17 protein-coding genes are annotated in these 19,546 nt (G+C 47.9%); all 17 read right to left on the bottom strand.

Annotation, left to right across the window (positions count from 1 at the left end; translation table 11 throughout):
* Window positions 1-224: 224 nt before the first annotated feature.
* The gene (mazG, locus tag ACTHPG_RS27145; RefSeq protein WP_440392459.1) at window positions 225-1,718 is read right to left on the bottom strand and encodes a nucleoside triphosphate pyrophosphohydrolase; all 1,494 of its coding nucleotides are present in this window, start codon (window positions 1,716-1,718) and stop codon (window positions 225-227) included.
* 156 nt (window positions 1,719-1,874) lie between these two features.
* Window positions 1,875-3,533 carry a putative polysaccharide biosynthesis protein gene (locus ACTHPG_RS27150; protein ID WP_440392460.1) on the bottom strand — a complete coding sequence of 553 codons (1,659 nt, stop codon included), beginning with the start codon at window positions 3,531-3,533 and terminating at the stop codon, window positions 1,875-1,877.
* A gap of 169 nt (window positions 3,534-3,702) precedes the next feature.
* The gene (spoVT, locus tag ACTHPG_RS27155) at window positions 3,703-4,245 is read right to left on the bottom strand and encodes a stage V sporulation protein T (protein WP_036606123.1); all 543 of its coding nucleotides are present in this window, start codon (window positions 4,243-4,245) and stop codon (window positions 3,703-3,705) included.
* Between the two features lie 329 nt (window positions 4,246-4,574).
* Complete coding sequence (locus ACTHPG_RS27160) at window positions 4,575-5,735, bottom strand: peptidylprolyl isomerase (RefSeq protein ID WP_440392461.1); 1,161 nt, start codon at window positions 5,733-5,735, stop codon at window positions 4,575-4,577.
* Complete coding sequence (gene mfd, locus ACTHPG_RS27165) at window positions 5,719-9,246, bottom strand: transcription-repair coupling factor (RefSeq protein WP_440392462.1); 3,528 nt, start codon at window positions 9,244-9,246, stop codon at window positions 5,719-5,721. Before mfd ends, ACTHPG_RS27160 begins: the two co-directional genes overlap by 17 nt.
* A gap of 272 nt (window positions 9,247-9,518) precedes the next feature.
* A complete protein-coding gene (locus ACTHPG_RS27170; RefSeq protein WP_017691368.1) occupies window positions 9,519-9,749 on the bottom strand; it encodes an anti-sigma-F factor Fin family protein in 231 nt (76 codons plus the stop codon).
* A 99-nt stretch (window positions 9,750-9,848) separates the two neighbouring features.
* The gene (gene pth / locus ACTHPG_RS27175) at window positions 9,849-10,409 is read right to left on the bottom strand and encodes an aminoacyl-tRNA hydrolase (RefSeq protein ID WP_440392463.1); all 561 of its coding nucleotides are present in this window, start codon (window positions 10,407-10,409) and stop codon (window positions 9,849-9,851) included.
* Window positions 10,410-10,943: 534 nt separating this feature from the next.
* Window positions 10,944-11,897, bottom strand: coding sequence for a ribose-phosphate diphosphokinase (locus tag ACTHPG_RS27180; protein WP_017691370.1), 954 nt, complete (start codon window positions 11,895-11,897; stop codon window positions 10,944-10,946).
* A 100-nt stretch (window positions 11,898-11,997) separates the two neighbouring features.
* Entirely contained in the window at window positions 11,998-13,389 is a 1,392-nt protein-coding gene (gene glmU, locus ACTHPG_RS27185; protein WP_440392477.1) for a bifunctional UDP-N-acetylglucosamine diphosphorylase/glucosamine-1-phosphate N-acetyltransferase GlmU, read from the bottom strand.
* 356 nt (window positions 13,390-13,745) lie between these two features.
* Window positions 13,746-14,030, bottom strand: a complete 285-nt coding sequence (gene spoVG / locus ACTHPG_RS27190; protein ID WP_017691372.1) for a septation regulator SpoVG — start codon at window positions 14,028-14,030, stop codon at window positions 13,746-13,748.
* A 188-nt stretch (window positions 14,031-14,218) separates the two neighbouring features.
* Window positions 14,219-15,046 carry a pur operon repressor gene (purR, locus tag ACTHPG_RS27195; RefSeq protein WP_017691373.1) on the bottom strand — a complete coding sequence of 276 codons (828 nt, stop codon included), beginning with the start codon at window positions 15,044-15,046 and terminating at the stop codon, window positions 14,219-14,221.
* A gap of 97 nt (window positions 15,047-15,143) precedes the next feature.
* A complete protein-coding gene (ispE, locus tag ACTHPG_RS27200) occupies window positions 15,144-15,998 on the bottom strand; it encodes a 4-(cytidine 5'-diphospho)-2-C-methyl-D-erythritol kinase (RefSeq protein ID WP_440392464.1) in 855 nt (284 codons plus the stop codon).
* A gap of 149 nt (window positions 15,999-16,147) precedes the next feature.
* Entirely contained in the window at window positions 16,148-16,324 is a 177-nt protein-coding gene (locus ACTHPG_RS27205) for a small, acid-soluble spore protein, alpha/beta type (RefSeq protein ID WP_017691375.1), read from the bottom strand.
* 251 nt (window positions 16,325-16,575) lie between these two features.
* The gene (veg, locus tag ACTHPG_RS27210) at window positions 16,576-16,851 is read right to left on the bottom strand and encodes a biofilm formation stimulator Veg (protein WP_053778931.1); all 276 of its coding nucleotides are present in this window, start codon (window positions 16,849-16,851) and stop codon (window positions 16,576-16,578) included.
* A gap of 153 nt (window positions 16,852-17,004) precedes the next feature.
* Entirely contained in the window at window positions 17,005-17,901 is an 897-nt protein-coding gene (gene yabG / locus ACTHPG_RS27215) for a sporulation peptidase YabG (RefSeq protein ID WP_440392465.1), read from the bottom strand.
* Window positions 17,902-17,960: 59 nt separating this feature from the next.
* Window positions 17,961-18,863: a 16S rRNA (adenine(1518)-N(6)/adenine(1519)-N(6))-dimethyltransferase RsmA gene (rsmA, locus tag ACTHPG_RS27220; protein WP_440392466.1), complete on the bottom strand. Its 903-nt coding sequence runs from the start codon at window positions 18,861-18,863 to the stop codon at window positions 17,961-17,963.
* 4 nt (window positions 18,864-18,867) lie between these two features.
* Window positions 18,868-19,413, bottom strand: a complete 546-nt coding sequence (gene rnmV, locus ACTHPG_RS27225) for a ribonuclease M5 (protein WP_017691379.1) — start codon at window positions 19,411-19,413, stop codon at window positions 18,868-18,870.
* Window positions 19,414-19,546: the final 133 nt, after the last annotated feature.

A 19,546-nucleotide genomic window follows, 5' to 3' on the forward strand; every position in this document is an offset into this window, starting at 1 on the left:
CTACACATGTATTCTGGCTTGGCATCTGAAATCCTGCCTTGGTCCGCGACTTTTTTAGCTTTTTGTCGATGGCCCGCAGGGAACATTCTAAGACCAGTACCCGAAACCTTCCGTCTCTAAACACCAATCCAGTCAATAGAGTTGAACACATGTTCGTATATCATAACACACTGCATAGCATGATGGAATAAGGTTTGTTGGTATTTTCCAGAAAATTGAACCTGTTATAATCCAGCCTTCTTCGCATCCTGCCAGAATTGTTCCATCTCCTCTACATTGCTATCTGCTGTGGTTCTTCCCTGTTCACGCAAACGCGCCTCAATGTACTGGAACCGCCCGACGAACTTGCGGTTGGTTGCAGCAAGCGCCTCTTCCGGGTCCGTATCAATGAATCTTGCAACGTTCGCGGCTGCGAATAATAAGTCACCCAGTTCGAGTTTCCGTTCTTCCGCAGACTGGCCTTGTTGCACCGCTTCTTTCAACTCCGCCAGTTCTTCCTCGATCTTGGCAAACACACCTTCAACATCATCCCAGTCGAAGCCCACTTTGGCCGCTTTCTTCTGTAACTTGTATCCCTTCATCAATGCAGGCAAGTCACGCGGTATGCCATCCAGCACGGAAACCTTCTGTTGATCCTGGCCTTTGCGCTTTTTCTCCTCTGCTTTCATCTGTTCCCAGTTCTGAAGGGCTTCATTCGCATCTTCTGCCTGATGTTCGCCAAAAACATGGGGATGACGGAAGATCAGCTTATCATTCAAACCTTCGATGACATCATAGACATTAAATGTCCCCACTTCTTCTTCCATCTGGGAATGCAATAAAATCTGTAGCAACAAATCGCCCAGCTCTTCTTTCATATGGTCAGGGTCATCCTCATCGATTGTCTCAATGACTTCATAGGTCTCTTCAATCAGGTTTTTGCGAATGGACTGATGCGTCTGCTCCTGATCCCATGGACAACCACCCGGGCTGCGAAGAATATTCACGATCTCATGTAAACGTGCGAAGGATCGGCGACGCAGGGCATCATCGGTGTTCTTCGGTACATAGATCAGTGACAGATTGCCGTATCCTTCGATCCGGTCAAGTTCGTGTAGCGGAATTTTGTGAATGACTTCTTGATCCTGTACGCCTAGCGCATGGCCGACAAATACGGGATAATCATCCGGATAAACTTCCATCAGGCACAGCTTCACGTCCGAAGCCGTAAATACATCGTAGACTTGTCCGATCAGCGTATGTAACTGTGGTTGTACCAGTTCCGTGTTCAGACTGCTGGCATCCAGGAGTTGAAAGCCTTCAATAGGATCGAATCCAAGCCGTATAAAGGCTTCGTCCAGGAAGCTTTCTCCACCCATTACACGTAGTGAAATGCCCATTTGAGGACAGCGTTCTTTGAGCAGTCGCACACTGGCTTCTGCCACCATCGGATGACCCGGTACGGCATAGACAATCTCGGTTCCAGCCTCACCCTTGCGGGCAGCCTCTATCAGTTGGTTCGCAATTTCATCATACACTTCGGGGAAAGAGGACTTTGCCTCATAGATGGCATCAAATGAGGTCATCTCCAATCCCTCTTGCTTCAAATCATTCAATACGGGATGATCCAGCGTACGCACATACAGTGTAGCTGCATGTTTCATTTTTTTGATAATACCTACAGTCAGTTGGTCTGCATCTCCGGATCCAAGACCTACTACGGTTAAAGCTGCACTCATTACGTAAACCTCCATCCGAACCATCCTGTTGCAAGCTTCAATTATCGTGCCTGTACAGGATGGCGCTCTATAATTACACGTATTATACCAGAATCACTCGATATCCTATAATTGCATATTTGCTGTGCTTCATGCAGAAGCACCATGAGAATGGAATTAGCGCAGCACACGCAGTCTGCGTAGCAGCTTGGCCAGGCGTGGCCCCAACTTGGGCACAGCCGTCAGCTCCGCGGTGGTCAGTAGCCCTGTCCGGGCCGCCGCCAGCAGGAACACGGACGAGCCTGCGGCAATGCCCAGCAGGCTCACGCTCATCGCGGCCAGCCTGCGATCGGCCGCGATACCCATGCCGCCGAGTACCGCTTCGGCGGCCCAGGCCGTGCCTACCGCCGCCAAGCTCATGGCGGCGATCACCAGCGCCGGCTTCGCCAGGACGGTGCCAGGGGCAGGGCGCAGGGCGACAAGTCGCGCCAGCAGCGCCACATTCAGGCCAGCCGCCAGCATGTAGGCGACTGCGCCTGCCAGGGCCGCGCCGCTGATGCCCAGCGCCGGCACAAGCATAACGTTTAGCAGCGCCTTGACGCCTGCGGCGGCCAGCATGCTAAACGCGGGTGCGCGCACGGCGCCGAGGCCTTGCAGCAGCGCCGCCGCAATAATGCTGACGGTGCTGCCCGCGGCCGTCAGCGCCATGTACCGCAGTGCTTCCGTGCCTGCGGCATCCCCGTACAGCATGCGGTTAATCGGCTCCGCCAGCACCGCGAGACCCGCGGATGCCGCCAGGCCGATCAACCAGAACCAGCGCAGCGCGAGGCCTGCTTGCTGCCGGACGGCTTCTGGCCCGCCCTTTAACCGGGCTTCCGCCATCGCCGGAATAAACAACACAGATAGTGACGTGGCGAGCATCGTCACCAGTTGAACCAGCGGCAATCCACGGTTGTAGATGCCGAAGGAAACCATTGACTGGAGCTCATCCAGCCCTTCTCCCCGCAGAAGCCGTGGAACAGTGAAGGTGTCCACCAGATTCATCAGCGGTACGGCCAGCGACCCGAGACAGACCGGAATGGCATACATGAGCAGCGTCCTGATCCACTCACCATTGGATCGTAATCGTTCTGCCAGAGCGGGGTTAATAGGACTCACCGTTTTCAACGTTCCCACTTCCCTGCCTTTCCGCCGATGACGGACCATGTACCCTAACATGGTAAGCAGCCCAACCAATCCACCGGCAACGGAGCCCATCATGGCTCCAGCGGCAATCGTCTCAAGCGAAGCGTCCCTCCTCATCAACCACAGAAGAAGAACAATCATGACGGTGACACGTATCGTCTGCTCTACCACTTGCGATACTGCTGTTGGCACCATCTGCTGCAATCCTTGAAAATAACCACGCAGCCCCGTCATCAACGGAATGAATAATAAAGCCCACGAAGCTGCACGGATCGATGGAACCACATGGCGATTGCCAATCATGTCAGCGATCATTGGCGCACCTGCATACATCAAGAGCGCCATAATAAATCCAATTCCACCAAGCAGCAAGGAAGATAACCGGATAATCCTTCTGCTCTCGTCCGGTCTTCCAAGTGCATTCTGTTCTGCTACGAATTTGGATACGGCCAGAGGCAGCCCTGCAGCAGCAAGCGTAACAATGAGCATATATAACGGATACACCGTATTGTAAATGCCAAAAACACCGTCTCCCCCCAGATTCTGCAATGGAATCTTCTGAAAAGCACCAATGATTTTGGAAATGATGGCGGCAAGCCCAAGTACAAATGCACCCTGTAGCAGCCTTGAGCCTGTAGACGGCTGTTTCATAAGTTCCTCCCATATGTATCCTGGCATTCGAATAAAGCATAAAGCATTCTTTAAGCTATTATACCTGCCAGAAGACACACAGACGAATTCTTGGTTCAACATCAAACTAATGATAAAAAGCAAAAACTCCCGTATGCCCAAATCAAGGCACCAGGAGTTGATCTGCTATCTATTGTTCCATCTGCTTGCCAAGGAAACCGGCAGCGGTCTCGGACATCTTCACTTCCATCTGAGACATCTTCACTGATTCATCCTTATTGAACAGGATAACTGTTCCGATGGGGTCACCACCTGAAATAATCGGCGCAATAACAAAAGAGGATAACGTCTCGTCATGATCTTTGCTAAGCTCATATGAACCATTGTTTGTTTCCAAAATGGTCTTCCTGTTTTCCATACAACCTTCCAACAGTTGGCCTACCTGCTTGTCCAAATACTCTTTCTTGGAGCCCCCTGCCACCGTGATAATGGTATCCCGGTCGGAGATCATGGTTACATGACCTGTACTCTCATATAGGGATTCTGCATATTCTTTGGCAAAATCACCAAGCTCGCCAATCGGCGAATATTTTTTAAGAATAACTTCTCCATCCCGGTCCACGAAAATTTCCAGTGGATCACCTTCACGAATACGTAACGTACGGCGGATTTCTTTTGGAATGACCACACGACCAAGGTCATCTATACGGCGGACAATACCAGTAGCTTTCATTTCACATGTTGCCCCACTTTCTCGAGAAGATTTTTCAACTACTGTTCCTTAATGGGTAGAGGAAAGTCCCAGAACGTTTAGTGTGATATCTTGACCATAGTATTCATCTGTTCCCATTTCCTTATACATGCTTCGGGGAATATAGTTGTGTAACTTTCGAAGAAGGCGACCATATACCCATACGCCTTGTATATAGACAGGAAGAAGCAAGAAGGAGGTCCTAAGTCCTCCCCTTGCTTCTCTGTATGGTTGTCCATATTTACGCGTACAAGGTATTCATTCGGGCGAATTTAACCCTGAACGTGTGCTAAACAGCCATGTTTACTGGCTTATTTACTGCTTGTACCTTCATCTGTCTTTGCATCTTTATCTGTTCCAGTCGTACCTTGGTCAGTCTTGGTATCTGTACCTGTGGAGTCATCCGTTTTTGGTTCGGTTGTTTTCTCTCCTTCAGTTCCTGTACCCGTTGTACCCTCAGTCGTACCTTCTGTTGTGCCTTCTTCAGCTTTTTCTGTTTTTGGCAGGTTCACTTCTTTTACGATTTTGTCCAATTCATTTTGCATGAACGTATCGATCTCAGCAGCTGCCAACTGGCTCTTCAGGCTTTCTTTTTGCTCAGCCGTCAGTTTGGTGAAGTCTGCTTCTGTACGAGCTTCCACTTTCATAATGTGGTAACCGTACTCCGTCTCAACAGGGTCACTGATTTTGTTCAGTGGCAATGTTTTTGCAGCTTCCTTGAATGCCTCTACCCAGCTGCCTACAGGTGTTTCTTCGTACAATCCACCTTTTTCAGCAGAACCTGGATCTTCGGAATATTCTTTTGCAATTTTAGCAAAATCAGCTCCGCCATCCAATTTCGTTTTTACTTCTTTTGCAATTTTCAGTGCATCTTCTTTTTTACGCTCTTTTTGCGTTTTTGGATCTGTGAAGTTAATCAACACGTGACGAACAGAAGCTGTTGTGAACTGATCTTTGTTTTTCTCAAACTCAGCCTTGACTGCATCTTCCGTAACGCCTGTTTCTTTGTCTTTAATCACTGTCATAATCCGAGTCATGTAGTCTTTAATGTTGTCGTCTGTCAGGTTCTGAGCTTTGAGCATTTCTGTCCATTGATCTGCCTGAACGGAAGCTTTCATCTTATCGAATTGCTCGGTTGCCGCTTTGGAACCCGCTGTTTTGGCTTCCTCACTTGCTTTGCCACTCAGATATTCATAAGCAACTTCCTGTTTAACCAGATACTCTTTGAAATCGTCCATATCCATCATTTGTGCATACTCCGGATAGAGGAATTTCATGACACGTTGCTCCATGTCGAATTCATTGGCTGTAATGGTACCACCATCATAAGTAGCGACTACAGCACTCGTATCCGTAGATTCAGGTGTTTTTGCTTCTTCCTTCTTGCCACATGCAGCAAGCAGTGATAAGGATAGTACTGCGACCATGCTCACAGACAGTACTTTTCCTACTTTTTTATACTTTGGTAACATCTTTTAGTTCCCCCTTTGATTTAAAAGCAGTCTTCATGGACTCCAGAATTTTCTCTACCAGCTCCATCAGTTGCTTATCCCCAAGCCCCTTGCCTTTAGCGTGAATCAGCATATGGGGTCCTTGTTCAAATTGTACACGTCTTTCGAACTGATTTCCAATGTGCGCGATTTTCGAGAGTTCAAAGGCATGTTCACGCCCTTCATAGAACTTCACGGTAATGTCCTCACCACGTTGGGAAATGGATTCGATACCATAGATTTTGCCGTATACTTTCATCCGCGCAACAGCCAGCAAGTTAATAACGGCCTCCGGAAGATCACCGAATCGGTCAACCAATTCGTCTTCCAGCTCCATCGCATCGTCGAAGGATGCAATGACCGCCACTTTTTTGTAAATCTCGATCTTCTGAATACTGTCATAGATATAATCGGACGGCAAGTAGGCATCGATACTGAGATCCAGGGTTGTGTTCCACTGGTCGGAAGGTACCGGCTCCTCGCCAAGCATCGTAACTTTGCGTTTGTTGATCTCCTCCGCAAGCATCTGGGAATACAGATCGAACCCGACAGAAGCGATGAAGCCATGCTGCTCTGCTCCCAGCAGATTTCCCGCACCACGGATCGACAAGTCACGCATGGCAATTTTGAATCCCGAACCCAGTTCGGTGAATTCTTTGATGGATTGCAGACGCTTCTCCGCAACTTCAGTAAGTACTTTGTCCCGTTGGTACGTAAAATAGGCATACGCAATACGGTTGGAACGACCCACACGTCCGCGCAGCTGATACAGCTGGGAGAGCCCCATTTTATCGGCATCATGTACGATTAGTGTGTTTACGTTCGGAATATCTACCCCGGTCTCGATGATACTTGTGCTCACAAGTACGTCATACTCACCATCCAGGAAGTCCAGAATCGTCTTCTCCAGCTCTGTTTCCGACATCTGGCCATGTCCCACACCAACCTTGGCTTCAGGCACAAGTTCAGAAATTTCGGCAGCCATCTCCTGAATTCCCTGAACACGGTTGTAGAGGTAATACACTTGCCCACCACGAGCAAGCTCACGCTCAATGGCTTCACGAACAAGCGCCTGGCTGTGTTCAACCACATAAGTCTGTACCGGGAAACGATTCTCTGGCGGAGTCTCAATAACAGACAGATCACGCACACCCAGCATGGACATATGAAGTGTACGCGGAATCGGCGTTGCCGTCAGTGTCAGCACGTCCACATTGGTTTTCAGCTTCTTCAGTTTCTCCTTATGGGTTACTCCAAAGCGCTGTTCTTCATCAACAATGAGCAGTCCCAGGTCCTTGAACACCAGATCTTGCGACAGCAATCGATGCGTCCCGATGACAATATCTACTGTGCCTGCCTTGATGCCTTTGGCTGTTTCATTCTGCTCTTTACGGGAGCGGAACCGGCTAAGCACATGAATGTTGAACGGATAACCGGAGAACCGCTCACGGAACGTCTCAAAATGCTGCTGTGCCAAAATGGTTGTTGGAACGAGTACAGCCACCTGTTTGCCTTCAATAGCTGCTTTAAATGCAGCCCGAATAGCCACCTCGGTTTTGCCGTAACCTACATCCCCACACAATAAACGGTCCATTGGACGGTTTTGTTCCATGTCTTTCTTGATTTCTTCGATCGCACGCACCTGGTCGCGTGTCTCATCGTAAGGGAACATGTCCTCAAACTCCTGCTGCTCCGCAGAATCCTTATCGAATCCAAACCCTTTGGAAGTCTGACGCTCTGCATACAGCTTGATCAGATCATCAGCAATATCCTGTACGGATGTGCGAACTTTATTTTTAACCCGTGTCCACTCATTGCCGCCCAGCTTGTAAATTTTCGGTTCTTTCTCTTCGGAACCAACATATTTCTGAATCAGATCGATCTGCTCAATAGGTACAGAGAGTTTGTCCCCACCCGCATAGAGAATATGCATGTAGTCCTTATGGATGCCACCAACTTCGAGGGTACCGATCCCAAGATACTTACCAATCCCGTGGTTCTGGTGAACGACATAATCGCCCACTTTTAGCTCACTATAGGATTTGATCCGTTCCGCATTGTCCACATTTCGAATCGGTTTGCGTACTTTACGCTGTTTTTGCGAGAACATCTCGCCCTCGGTCACGACAGCCAAGTGAATGGACGGCATTTCAAATCCCGTTTGCAAGTTACCGATCATCATCTCTGGCTCTGGAATATCATAGTCCATCAGTACCCGGCGCATCCGCTCGAGTCGCTCTTCACCGTTCGCCAGCATGAGCACTTGAACTCCGGCCTTCTGCCAGCGCTCCATCTCTGCCTTCAAAACGTTCATCTGTCCATGGAAATCCTGCATGCCACGACTGATGAAGTTCAGAATGTTCTGTGGTTGGGTATGTGGAACTTGGCGCAAAAAAATCGACATGAACAGCGTCTGGAATGGACGCTCATACAACAGTTCATCACCGTCTGCGGATAATGGAAGATCCGGAAGTGTTTTTCCGTTTTGCATCAAGTGCAGATTCCACTCCGATTCATCACGGTCAAGCTGTTTCGATGTCTCCGATAGTCTGGCAGGCTCATCAAGGACAAGCAGGGTATCTTCTGGCATATAGTCGTAAATCGTTTTGTTCTCCGGATAGAGCGGAGAGATATATTTATACATCTCGGAGAAATACACGTGCTCCCGCAAAAGCTCAATCTCCCGGTGAATTTCTTCACGAAGACGCAGCTTCGCCTGCCGGTCCGTCATTTTCTCCAGCTGTTGCTCGAGCAAAAGAGCAGCCGTGTCGGCAGCCTTTTCCATCCGCTCACGGTCTGCAATTAATTCCTTGCATGGCAAAACCGTAATCTCTTCAATTCGTTCAATTGAACGCTGATCCGCTGGGTCAAATGTCCGAATGGAGTCGATCTCATCATCAAATAACTCCACTCGATACGCAATTGATGAAGTAACCGGATAAAAGTCGATGATACCTCCGCGTACGCTCATCTCACCACGAGATTCCACACGCTCCACACGCTCATATCCGAGTTTCACCATCTCCAGCAGGAAGGAGTCAAGTTGCAGTGTGTTGCCCTGTTTTATCAAAATTCGAGCATTGGCCATCACTTCCGGAAGCGGGACATAACGTCTTACCCCGGAAAAAGGAATAACAACAACGCCCCTGAATCCCTGGGCGCAGCGGACCAACACCTCAATACGCTGACCCAATGTTTCCGGGCTGGAAACAGCGGCTTCAGCAGCAACAAGTTCGTTGGCAGGATAGATCAACACCTGATCAGGTGAAAGCGCTTCCTGTAAATCTTCTGCAATTTTTTGAGCTGCAAACATATTGTGCGTTACTACGAGCAATGGTCGGTTCATTTCCTGATGCAGGGCAGCCAGCATAATCTGACGCGCCGAGCCGGATAGACCCGAAACCAATTGTTCCTTCATGCCGGACTTGATTCCGGCTGTAATGGATCCGAAGTCCGGATCTTTGGAAAAAGCCTGTATAAGTGCTTGTAACAAAAGGGGCACCTCTCTTATAACTTACTTGATTATCTCACGCATACGCGTAGCATCACTATTAAAATGGATACAAATTCCTTTTTGTCCTGTTTCATCATATCGGATTACTCGCAACATTGCCACATCTGTTGATGCGGCTGAGCCTAATTTAGAGATAGTCATGGCTTTCATGCCAACTGAAAAGAAGCCTCAGCAGGCTGCCAAGGCTATAAAAGGTGGAGCGTTATTACGCAACCGCCCTCAACTGTCATTCGATCCTGTACGGGCGAAGTCTACTGAAGCGGACTCGCGAGCAGGCTAAGCTCCGGATTGTGCTCCAGGGCTTCCTTACAGTAATCACATGTAATCCGAACGGTAATGTCACCACCGGAATTATACGCTATTATATCCCTCCGCTCGTCGGGGGTCAAGAAATGAAAGCCAAGCTCTACTTCTGTTATTCGGGCAGAATCGATTCGTCCAATAAAGGTACGGCAATGCCTACATACGTAATTCACTGACATGTTTATGCCTCCTGAACATGGTTTATACGTCCAGTATGTCCAGTATGGCTGAATTGAACCCGTCTCTTCATGATCATTTTACCAGGTTGTTTAACAAAATTAACCGTTAAACTTCGCCATTGTTTGTTCAAACGTATGAGTCAGGCTATGCTCCAGAGCATCACATGTTTGCTCAATGGTCTGATCCAGGGCTTCCTTTTCTTTCTTCATGAATGTCGACAGTACATAATCGACAATGGCATGTCCTGGTTCGGGCCGGGATATTCCCATGCGTACCCGGTTAAACTGCTGTGTACCGGTATGCTGAATAATGGACTTGATTCCATTATGTCCGCCTGCACTACCCTGGTAACGCAATCTGACCTTGCCAATCTCTGTATCCATGTCATCGTACACAACAATCAGATCTTCAAGACTAACTTTATAAAAATCCATATATGCTCGAACCGATTCACCGGACAAATTCATATAGGTCATTGGTTTGATCAGCACGGTTTTCACACCACCAATGTTGCCTTCTCCAATCAGTGCCTTACATTTACTCTGTGTAATGGAGATATGATGACGATCCGCCAACCGATCCAGTGCCATAAAACCAATATTATGACGTGTTTTGGCATAGTTCGAGCCTGGATTTCCAAGTCCGACAATCCACTTCATCTTGTTCCCTCCTTCGGATTAGCCTGAGGTGAGGCATAGACTTCGAATGTTATATTTCATATAATATCAGGAAAGTAAAGATCGATTTACTGTAGTATCTACAGTAAATATTTTATTGACCCAGGAAGGTGAGCGGGTTTTGCGCGAAGACAACGGACAACTGACTCAACATAGCGATTTTATCTATCATTTAGAATACCACGTACCTGTACAGGTATACGACCGCGACACCCATATTGAGATTGGCCTAATCACTCGTTTCGATAATCAATTCGTCGAGATTGCCGACACACTTTTCCATCGGCGTCGTTTTCGATTTATCTCCCGCCCCGGGTATTAACCATATAAGGTGAACGTACCATTTTACATTGGATCACTGCGCGTGCAGAAACATCTTCTGGTGTAAATGAGTAGTTCAACTTCTATGGACTGACCAGCGGCTGTTTCACTTTTTATAAAACGGCACGCCGACAGGGGTTACATTTTCCATTGAACCGGAAAACGTAACCCCTCTACTACTTTATGCAGACATCCTTATTCAATTTCAAACAGCTTGCTGATTGACAATTCCTCATGAACACGGATAATCGCTTCTCCGAGCAAAGGCGCTACAGACAACACCTTGAGTTTGCTTGTCGGATTCGCATGCGTAATTGGAATGGTATCCGTTACGATGACTTCCTTCAATGGTGCATTCTCCAAACGTTCCATCGCAGGTCCGGACAATACCGGATGAGTACAGCACGCGTATACTTCTTTCACGCCGCCTTCCATCAGAGCATTCGCTCCCAGTACAATCGTTCCCGCCGTGTCAATAATGTCATCGATCAGAATGGCTGTTTTACCCTCGATGTTACCGATAATGTTCATCACTTCGCTCACATTTGGCTCAGGACGACGTTTATCGATAATCGCCAGGGGTGCATTCAGGAAATCAGCCAGTTTACGCGCGCGCACTACGCCACCGTGGTCAGGCGACACAACAACCGGATTTTCGATCTGTTTCGACCGGAAATATTGAGCCAGAATCGGCACGCCGAGCAAATGGTCCACCGGAATATCGAAGAATCCCTGGATCTGCATTGCATGCAAGTCCATCGCGATGACACGGGTTGCGCCCGCTTTTTCAATCAGGTTGGCTACCAATTTCGCTGTAATTGGGTCACGCGAACGTGCCTTACGATCCTGTCTTGCATAGCCATAGTAAGGAATAACGACGTTAATCGTCTTGGCAGATGCCCGTTTCAGTGCATCAATCATAACGAGCATTTCCATCAGGTTATCATTAACCGGCAAGCAAGTTGACTGCACGATGTAAACGTGACAGCCCCGAACACTCTCGGAGAGTTTCACTTGAATCTCGCCATCACTAAAGCTGGTTGTGTGAGATTCACCCATAGGGATCCCGATATAATCAGCAATTTGATGGGCAAGCTTGGGGTTAGAATTGCAAGTAAATATTTTTAATTTCGAATCAAAATAAGTCATAAAATAAAAACCCTCCGTGCTGGTTCATTGGAATCAATAAGCGTCTGCGACATGTCGGCACCTCCCGGTTTTCGGGAGGCAATCTTGTTATCAAAACCCCTTATTGGGGTTTGGCATTTTGTTTCTTGGCTTTGGCACGTCCGCGAATCTTCTCCGCATAACCAGGTTTATTCTCCTGACGTGGACGAGCAATGGCCAGATCATTCTCGGGAACGGAATGGGTAACAGTGGAGCCAGCAACCACATAAGCGCCTTTTCCTACCGTAATCGGTGCAATCAGATTGACGTTGCTGCCTACAAAAGCATCATCTTCAATCGTTGTTACAGCCTTATTATAACCATCATAATTGACAGTTATTGCCCCGCATCCAACATTTACGTTTTTCCCTACTTTGGCATCCCCAATATAGCTGAGATGAGATACTTTGGAACCTTCGTCAATTGTAGCATTTTTCACTTCAACAAAGTCACCAATTTTTACGTTACGACCGAGTTTAGTTCCTGGACGCAAATTAGCAAATGGACCAACTGTTGCATCAGAACCCACTTCAGCATTGGACAACACCGAATGTTTAATTGTAACTCCGTCCTGAATAACACTGTCTTCCACATCTGCGTGAGGGCCAATATGACACGCTTCACCGATCGAAGTTGTGCCTTTGAGAATAGTTCCTGGATACAATACTGTATCTGATCCAATCGTAACATCCGCTCCGATATATGTCGATGACGGATCAATGATTGTAACACCGTTCAACATATGGCGTACAGCCAGACGTTCACGCATGAAGGCTTCTGCTTGCGAAAGTGCGAGTCGGTCATTAACCCCGATGGATTCTGCGATATCATCTGACATGTAAGCTTCAACCACTTCTCCATCATTGCGGAAAATGCCAACTACGTCTGTGAGATAAAACTCTCCCTGGGCGTTCTGATTCGTCACTTTTTCCAGGGCAGCGAACAATTTTGCATTATCAAAACAGTAAGTGCCTGTGTTAATCTCATTCACGGCATCTTCCTGCTCGGTGCAATCCTTTTGTTCCACAATCCGTTGTACAGACCCATCTTCTCCGCGAATAACGCGACCATAACCTTTGGGATTGTCCAACTGAGCCGTAAGAACTGTCGCTGCTGCTCCGCTACTCTCATGGAGCTTCATCAGACCTTCCAACGTCTCACTGGTTACAAGCGGTGTATCTCCACAGACCACAATCGTAGAACCTGTCTCTCCGCCAAGCAAGGATTTAACCTGCTTCACTGCATGACCTGTACCCAATTGTTCTGCCTGAAGAGCGTACTCCGCTCTGGAACCCAAAAATGACTGCACCGCTTCGGCACCATGACCGACTACAACTACACTGCGTTCAACGCCTGCGCTGAGTGCTGCATCCAGCACATGTCCAACCATAGGTTTACCGCATACGGGATGCAGTACTTTGTACAATTTTGATTTCATTCGTTTCCCTTGCCCTGCGGCAAGAACGATCGCCATTCGTTTCAAAATTTACGACCTCCTGTTCTGAAAATCCCATTGAAATGCATTGTTTATCGATATCCAATGAGTATCGTTCAGCCGGCTTCAAGCCGGTCTTGTTCATCGCCTGCTGTCTCTGTAATCACACGTAACAACGCGGACACCAACAAATCGTGACCTATATGTATACGCCGTGTACCTGCGAGCTTAACCGAATCCCAATGATTCCTAAGATGCCGCCCTGCCACCAAGCGCACGATGCGCTTTTTGTTCTCTGCTAAATAAACTCAATACTGAATATATCTTATTCCGATCAAAAAGAAAAGAGAGCCATAAGACATGGCTCTCTTTTCCTTCGAACCCCAATAATGTTCTCAGGCACCTTCTTCAATGACTTCTTCCTCAGTTGCCGCACGATCGTATTCAGTCAAAACTGCTGCCTGAATCTTCTCACGCGTACCGGAAGAGATCGGGTGGGCGATATCACGGAACTCTCCATCAGGAGTGCGCTTGCTTGGCATAGCAACAAACATTCCGTTGTTACCATCAATGACACGAATGTCATGAACGACGAATTCGTTATCGATGGTAATGGATGCGATAGCCTTCATTCTCCCCTCCGAGTTGACACGGCGGAGTCTGACATCCGTAATTTGCATGTGTGTGTTCACCACCTTTTTCCATCAGAACTTGGTGTATAATTCCACACAGCATATACGAACTCCTTCTTTTTATAACCACAAAAATTTCCTAATTTCAGGAATTTTTTTATTTAATACACAATTCGACAACGTTAGTGCCAGGTCGATGGAAAAGACCCTTTACCGACATAACATTCGTCATCTTTCTACAGGTCGAAATAGTTGCCAGGCTTGACGGAAATCTGTCTGCTCTTGGCATCAACCGCTGTCAGCTTCGCCAGAGATACGTAATCAGTTAACAGGCGTTCCTCTGAATCTACAGAACCAGATTCAACCAGTACCCCTACCCCGGCAACTGTAGCATTAAACTCGGCCAAAAGATCAATCATTCCTTGCACCGTACCCCCAGCCTTCATGAAGTCATCCACAATAAGTACTCTGGAATGCTCACGCATCGCCCTACGAGAGAGGGACATGGTATGCAGACTTTTATGGGACCCGGATACATAATTGATACTTACGGCCGATCCTTCTGTAGCCTGATGGTCCCTGCGTACGAGCACGACAGGCAGGTTGAGCTGGGCACCGGTCGCATAAGCCAGTGGGATTCCTTTGGTCTCTACCGTCATAACCACATCAATATTCATATTGCCAAAGGCCGTTGCAAAGATCTTGCCGGCTTCGTTCATCAATGCGGGCTGACCAAGCAAGTCGGACATGTACAGGTATTCTCCAGGCAAGATCCGATCAGGTTGCGCGAGCTGGGTCGAGAGCCGCTCCGCAAATGCAAGTGCCAGTTCTCGGGATACCTTCGGAATCCATCTTACTCCCCCGGCTGCTCCAGCCAGTGTATGCAGTTCTCCTGACCCACCTTCTTCGAACACTTCCTTGATAATCGCCAAATCTTCACTAATTGAAGACTTTGCGGCTCCATAGCGTTCAGCAAATGTGGTGAGCGGAATAACCGTATGAGGTCTGGACAATAAGTATTGCGTCATTTCAACCAGCCTTGCGCTTCGTTTTAACTTCTTCACAGAGATCCATCCTCACGATCACGGAAACATCTAAATCCGAATAATTATTTAAAAATATACCACCTTTATACGTGTTTGTACATTATAAAAGCGAATCTTACGTCAACATACGTACAGCGTACACTTCTTTACAGAAACCACGCAGACCATTGTATATCCGGGCAACCTTGGATTCCTTGGAGACCAGCCCAAACACCGTTGGACCGCTACCGGACATCAACACGCCGTCTGCACCCAACCGAATCATGGCATCTTTCAAATGCTGAACTTCCGGATACAGCTTCAACGTTACATCTTCAAGCACATTGCCCATCTGGTTACAGACATCCGTAAATGATTGGTTGCGAATCGCCTGCTCCATTTTAGCCGCACTCGGATGACGAACAATCTTATCACTGCGGAACCGTCCATACACATCGGCTGTAGACACATTGATTGGAGGCTTGGCCAGAATTACCCAGCATTGCGGCGGATTAGGCATAGGAGTCAACTTCTCACCACGACCTGTAGCAAGTGCAGTTCCTCCTGTAATACAGAATGGAACATCCGAACCGAGTTCAGCTCCAAGCTCCTGCAGTTCGTGATCCGGTATATTGAGCCGCCACAGACGGTTCAATCCACGCAGAGCTGCTGCTGCATCACTGCTGCCTCCGGCAAGTCCGGCTGCAACTGGGATCTTTTTATCCAGATGAATATGGACACCCGTACGCACGTTATAGCGCTCCTTAATGAGTCTGGCTGCCTGGAAAGCCAGATTCTTCTCGTCCAGCGGGATATAACCCGCCTGACTGGAGATGAAAATGGTATCACGCGGCAGCTCCGACATTTCCAGCCGATCCGCCAGATCGACCATCGTCATGATCATTTCAACTTCATGAAACCCATCGCTTCTTTTATGTAAAACGTCCAGCATCAAATTAATTTTAGCAGGCGCTTTTTCGTAAATTTTCAAGGCGTTCACCCGTCCTCACCTTTTCCCTAAGACAACTTAACATATTATATCAAAATGGGGCTGTCAAGTCATTTCTATTCCGCATCTATGGGGAAAAAGCGGGGTTATTCCTGACGGATTTCCCCGCTTTTCAATCTGATGGAACCGGATTAGGATTTGCGCGCAGCCTGCTCAGCAAGTTGAATTGCACGTTTTACCATGTTTCCTGCATCCTTGGCTTTGATTCCGCCCCAACCTTCCTGTTGAACCGTATCATAGAATCCCAGGTCTTTTGCGAGCTCATTCTTCAGATCCTCTGACATGACACTTCTTCTTCTGCGACTCATGAACCATCCTCCTCCTTGTATCCTTCATGATGTAATGAGTCCGTTCACGTTTTAGACAACATGTCCCAGGTTAAGTTCAGTTTTCTGCCTAATGCTTGAGAAACTGTCTTCACCTGTCCGATTAGTATGCCGCGCCCCTTCCTCACTCATTCCTGACGATGTATGGTTAACCTTAAAGGACGATTTGGTAATTTTGTAAAACAACAAAAAAGCGATCCGCCTTGTGGGGCGAATCGCCTGTAAAACGATACTTACGTCTCCATGTAGGAGCTATGCGTCTGACTGCCCGGGTCAAAAACCATGACTTCCACAGACTCCGTAAGTATATCCGCATAACTATAAGATACTCGCTTGAAGGTTTCTTGTTCCTCATCAAGCTTAACAATAAAAACAGAAGGGTACGTTTCTTCCAATACACCCGTACGTTCAATGGTCTTACGGCGGCCACCATTAGCCCGCAGCATAATTTTCTGACCAATATGTGCATCGAGATTGCGTTTGATATCCAACAGCGTATTTTTAGCCATTGTCGACGACCACCTCTTTTCTTGTCCATTATACCGGATTTTACAGTCATTGTCAAATCAAAACTAATTATTATATCAGCATCAAAAAGTTGTTGTCAATGAATTTTTTTGCAAACAAAAAAAGCCCCAAATTGGGACTTTAAATGGCCTACATCAGACTGCCGAAGGATTCACTTTTAACGTGGATAAATCATTCAGCCCCGGCAGACCTACCCGGTAACTCCCCCTTGTCTCGACACCACCCACACCTTGGCTACCACTAATGGTATTGTGTAGAACATCACTCATGTTGACCGTATCCCGCACAGATGTGAAGGAGGCCTTGGCTGCCACATAGACTGGATCAAGTGCATGAATGAGAATTCTGCCTGGAGAACTGGCAAAATTCGCTCCAGCGCGCAGCAGTGCCTCAAAATGGGACTGACAGGCACCTGCTACAATAGTGAGTGCGTCCAAATGGCGTTCATATTGTCTGGCCACCTGAATCGCCGCCACAAAATTTTGCGAGTTCTTATAGCTACCAAGACTATATAAGTCATAGGGCTGACGTGTCTTTAGCACCCCATCATGACCCGTAATGACTACAATATCCGGACGTACTTTGGGCAATAAACGGTATAAGGTATCTGCCATTGCCGATTCATGGACATATTGTCCCTCTGCAGGCACACGAAGTTGCTCATAGAGATCCATACTTTTTTTCAGATAGTTCGGATCTCCATCCAGATGAAGCACCTTTCCGGGCATTTCAAAATAAGCCGGTTCCTGCTGAGCAGACCAATCCTGTGCCAGACCTTCACGATTCCGCTCCGCCTGTTCCATGCGATTCTGCTGCAGACGGGACAGGGTCTGATGAGCTTTAATATGCGCCTGTCTTGTCTTGGCGCTTTGCGGTTCGTAGGGAACCTGTATCAAATCGTCCACCGGGGAATCGGCAAGCAGCCGGAACTCAGTCCCTTTAATGACCGCAGCATCCAACTGGAGGCCTTCCACCCGAAAAGTCACATCGCCGCCGTATGACTTCCGAACGACCAAGTCTCCGATATTCATCAACGTAATCACCTCTACCCCATCGTATGGGCAGAGACCCGGTTTGGTTCATTCAAATTTTACAGCGCTACACGCACCCCTGCTTCCCACATGACGGTGCTGAGTGTAGCATACTCTTGCAGACTTAACGTCTCTCCGCGTCGGGATGGTTGGATACCTGCCTGCTCCAGCAGAATGTCTGCCTGGTCCCGGTTCTCCTTCGTGAAGAAACGTGCCTTCAGGTTATTCGAGATTGTTTTTCTCCGCTGGGCAAAAGAAGCCTGTACCACTTCAAAGTAGTGTGCTTCATCCGGGATCTCCACTGGTGGTTGCTCACGCACCTTCAGCTTAATGACCGCTGATTCCACATTAGGTTGGGGAATGAAGACCGTAGGTGGCACAATACACACAAGCTCCGGCATACTGTAGTACTGAACTGCGATGCTCAGACTGCCATAGTCTTTTGATCCCGGTGCAGCAGCCATACGTTCAGCCACTTCTTTTTGGATCATGACCACAATGCTATCCACTGGCAACTTCTCTTCCAGCAGTTTCATCATAATGGGAGTTGTTACATAATAGGGCAGATTCGCCACGACACTGACTTTATCCACGGATGCAAAATCAGTATTAAACAACTCCGCCAGATCAAGCTTCAACACATCTCCATGATGAACACGTACATTCGGATAAGGCTGCATCACTTCTCCGAGGATGGGGATCAAGCGCTGATCAATCTCTACGGCTGTGACAGGGCCTGCTACCCGAGCGAGTCTTTCGGTAAGAGCCCCAATGCCTGGTCCGATCTCTAACGCACCTTTGGACTCGTCCAAGTCGGCTGCATTCACGATTTTGTTCAGTATATTTTGATCGATCAAAAAGTTCTGACCTAGACTTTTCTTAAATGAGAATCCGTGTCTTTGAATAATTTCTTTAGTTCGCTTGGGCGTTGCAATTTCTATCGTCTCTTCCATATCCTTCATATGCTCACAATCCTTCACGTTCAATTTGCGCTAATGCTGTAGAGAACTCTTCCCGTGTAATCTGAAATACACTGAGACGTTTGTGGAACTGCTTACCGTTACAATATCCGATGCCCAGCAGATTGCCCATCTCCATGCGACGTGCAGCAGCCTGCGGATGCACAATAAGTCCTGCCGCGATCAGGTCCTCCCAATCGATCAGGCTCGGAGCACCTTCGTATGAAGTATGTACGCGTGCCAGAGCATGACGGATCGCCTCCGGTGAGGCATTCTCCACCCCAATATCCCCTTTGCGTGTTGCATCGGCTTCCGGAATGAAAGCATGTTTGCAGCCAGGCACCTTATTCGCAATGATTTTACGAATGCGTTCGCCGGCATGATCCGGATCTGTCAGTACGATGACTCCCCGTCTCTCCTGAGCAAGCGCTATCCGCTTCAGAATACGTTGGTTGATGGCTGATCCACCTGTTTCTATTGTATCGGCTTCCACGGCCCGACGGATGGCTACCGTATCATCACGGCCCTCCACCACAATGACTTCTTTTATCATGTTCCATTTCTTCCTTTCTAACGCAAAAAGAAGAGGAATATCCTCTTCTCTGCCAAACGGCGGGGGAGACTGAATTCAGACCCCTCCGCCGCATATTCCGCATGAATCATTCATGCAACTATTTTATAGCATT

The sequence above is a fragment of the Paenibacillus sp. SAF-068 genome, assembly GCF_051967555.1.
In the GTDB taxonomy this organism is placed as follows: domain Bacteria; phylum Bacillota; class Bacilli; order Paenibacillales; family Paenibacillaceae; genus Paenibacillus.